The organism is uncultured Campylobacter sp. (assembly GCF_937949835.1).
GTDB lineage: Bacteria > Campylobacterota > Campylobacteria > Campylobacterales > Campylobacteraceae > Campylobacter_B.
Window position 1 is genome coordinate 1 of the sequence record NZ_CALEDC010000268.1, and the last position, 1,488, is coordinate 1,488.

The window sequence follows — 1,488 nt, forward strand, 5'->3', positions numbered from 1 at the left end:
CCCCGATATATCCTGCCGTAGTTAGGGTCTGCACGGGGATCAGATAGGTGTTAACCGCCGTAGTATTGCTTCTTAGATTGCCATTCATATGCCAATCTGGATTTGGCACATTATTTACATTGCCGAAAAATATACTATCCCACCATTGTGAATCGCCCGCATAAAATCCGTCTTTGTTCGTCATCGATTTATCGGTCTTATCTAAAAGCCCGCCGTATGATATGGAATTATCGATGACGTTAAATAGGCTAAGCTCTTTCTCAAAATCCAAATTTAATTGTTGCGTTTCGGTATCCAGCGTCCTATCGGTATATTGTATGGAATTATAGCCGTCCTTTCCTGGAGTTAAAAAAGATAATTTATGGTATTTTGTTCCATCATCTGCATCGCTAGAATCTCTTTTTATGGTTCCGTAAGTTCTTCCGTCGGCAAGGGTATGTTTTTCCAGCTCTCTTTCTACGAGTTCATAATTATAATTCCAAGTATTCCCATCGTATGTTTCTTTTAATACTTTAAATTTTTTATTGCAATCTATTTTGGAGCAATCTACATAAGTTGAATGATAAACATCTCCCCACATGTCAATTGCGGATCCAAGATGTGCTTTATAATCGTCGTTAAGCCTAAGCACATTACCCGAGCCATCTCTTACGATATAAGCTTCCTCCGCTACATCCCCGGGATCGACACTTATAGGTCTATTATTTTTATCTACTAGATTATGCGTACCGGAGCTCGAGTCTAAATGCATTCCCGATGGATTTTGTGTTTGCTGGCAGGCGCTTCCTTGGCAGCCCTCTCTATTGATCGCGCGGTTTTTAATACTCTGCTTTGAGTATGAAATTTTAACGTGATCCCAAAGCGGTGTCTCGCTAAAATTTTCATAGCCGAGCTGTACATTTCTTCTAGTTGAGCTATCGTGGTTTGTCCTGTTTCCATATTTTTCGGGAGCATCTGGACGTAAGCCCTGTCTCAACGTATAAGAAAGATCCTCGCCGTCAGAATTTAGCTTAGAATCGTCCACTCCTATGGAGAATCTATTCTCATCGCCCGGCTGAAAACCCACTTTTACGAGCGTGCTTTTTTTGGTTATGGTGTATGGGTCTGCCTTTTCGCGAGTTTTTCCTATATGAAGTTTGTCCTCTTTACTATCATATATGTCGTAGAAATAGTTTTTCCTTTCATGTCCGTGTCTATCGGTATTTATAACCAAAAGATCAAACCAGCCGTATCTAGCTGCACCGGTGAAAGAGTGAAAATTTTGACTATCGACGCTTTGATAGCCCTGCTTAAAGCCGAAATGATAATTCTTTTCCGTCAAGAAATCCCTGGCGTCTTTGGTTTCAAACATAACCGATCCGCCGAGTGCGCCACTTCCTGCTTTTATGGAGTCGGCTCCTTTGGTGATATTGGCCGTTTTGACGTTTTCCATCTCTACGCCGTTTCTCGTGTTGTTAAAATTCCCATACCCCTCAAAGAGGTCTTTAA

The 1,488-nt window shown here is 41.3% G+C and carries 1 pseudogene; it reads right to left on the reverse strand.

What is annotated here, in order from left to right:
* Positions 1-1,432: pseudogene (locus Q0256_RS06020) on the reverse strand (TonB-dependent receptor); the annotation flags it as partial.
* Between the last annotated feature and the right edge of the window lie 56 nt (positions 1,433-1,488).